Raw genomic sequence first — 1,830 nt, 5'->3', positions numbered from 1 at the left:
AACCAACTTTCTTATAAACTAGGACAAGCTTTGATTTTAAATTCTAAAAGTGTATTCGGTTTTTTATCTTTACCTTTTATAATATTAAGTATTGTTATTTCACATAAACAAGAACAAAAGGCTTATAAATTTAAAATAAAGAAAAATCCAAATTTAGCTTTGCCTCCTTTAAGTTCATATGATGATTATAATGAAGCTTTAAAAATAAAAAATCATTTTTCTTATCAATTAGGAGAAGAATTTATTAAGGCTAGTAAGAATTGGCATAAAGGTGGATTATTCTTATTGCCTTATAGAGTTTTTAAGCTTTATAAGAAATTTAGGAAAAAACAATGAAAACCGTAGGCGTAGTTATCCCAATCTATAATGTAGAAAAATATTTAAGAGAATGTTTAGATAGTGTTGTCAATCAAACTTATAAAAATTTACAAGTTGCACTTGTAAATGATGGTAGCACAGATGAAAACTCACTCAATATAGCCAAAGAATATACTTTAAAAGATGAAAGATTTATACTTTTTGATAAAGAAAACGGGGGGCTTTCTTCATCTCGTAATGTAGGCATAGAATTCTTTAGTAAAGAATATGATTTTAAAAACATTACCCAAGAATTAAAAGAAAACTCCTTAGTAGAATTTAAACTAGACAATGAGGATAATCCTTATAATATTTATAAAATATATAAAAGTTCAAATTTCTTTAAAAATAAAGATGAACTTTTAAATTTTAAAGCTCCTGATATTGATTATATTATCTTTTTAGATTCTGATGATTATTGGGAATTAAATTGTATAGAAGAATGTGTTCCTAGAATGGATGGGGTTGAAGTGGTTTGGTTTGATTGGAAAAAGCGATATGACGGTGTTAAAGAAAATAAAACAGATGAAAATTTTACCTGGATGATTTTAAGAGATAAAGGAATAATCCATTCTTTGGAATGGTTTGAGGAGATGCAAAAACTTGATAATAAGCTATTTGCATTTTGTATTCAAGGAATGATTGATTTTATCTTTTTAAAAAAGATTAAATTAAAATTTATAGATAAAGTTGTTTCAGAAGATTTTCATTTTGGCATTATGCTATTTTTCCAAGCGCAGTATATTTATATCTTAAATCGGAAATTATATACTTATAGAATAAGAACTAATAGCATTTGTAGTCACGAAGGAAAGGTTTCTAAAGAAAGTATCTCTCCATTTATTAGCGGTATTTATAAAGATTTTCAGTATGATGGTTATAAAACAAAATTATATCACTATATAGCTAGTTGTATTATAATGATTAAAAATATAATCAAACATATAGAATTTCAACATGACTTTAGAAAAATTGATATTTTGAAAAATCTTTTTATAGTAGAAATGTTAAAACATGCATCTCCTATTTTAGAATTTGATATAGATCCTTGGAGTATGAAAAATGAGTATAAAATTTTAAAATCACTTTATTTTTCAGACAAGTCAAACATAGGAGCTCTTTTAAGAATTCAAAACCAACTTTCTTATAAACTAGGACAAGCTTTGATTTTAAATTCTAAAAGTGTATTCGGTTTTTTATCTTTACCTTTTATAATATTAAGTATTGTTATTTCACATAAACAAGAACAAAAGGCTTATAAATTTAAAATAAAGAAAAATCCAAATTTAGCTTTGCCTCCTTTAAGTTCATATGATGATTATAATGAAGCTTTAAAAATAAAAAATCATTTTTCTTATCAATTAGGAGAAGAATTTATTAAGGCTAGTAAGAATTGGCATAAAGGTGGATTATTCTTATTGCCTTATAGAGTTTTTAAGCTTTATAAGAAATTTAGGAAAAAACAATGAAAAC

At 24.8% G+C, this 1,830-nt stretch carries 1 protein-coding gene and 1 pseudogene; both read left to right on the top strand.

The genetic code is table 11. The features are described from left to right. Window positions 1-336: pseudogene (locus AJ887_RS00715) on the top strand (alpha-2,3-sialyltransferase); the annotation flags it as partial. Further along, window positions 333-1,826 carry a glycosyltransferase family 2 protein gene (locus AJ887_RS00710; RefSeq protein WP_070284663.1) on the top strand — a complete coding sequence of 498 codons (1,494 nt, stop codon included), beginning with the start codon at window positions 333-335 and terminating at the stop codon, window positions 1,824-1,826. The pseudogene AJ887_RS00715 and the gene AJ887_RS00710, both read left to right, overlap by 4 nt. Window positions 1,827-1,830: the final 4 nt, after the last annotated feature.

Origin of the sequence: Campylobacter sp. BCW_6466 (assembly GCF_001762835.1) — a bacterium.
GTDB lineage: Bacteria > Campylobacterota > Campylobacteria > Campylobacterales > Campylobacteraceae > Campylobacter_D > Campylobacter_D jejuni.
Note: the sequence above shows the minus strand (reverse complement) of the source record. Positions and strands in the feature narration are given on the sequence as shown.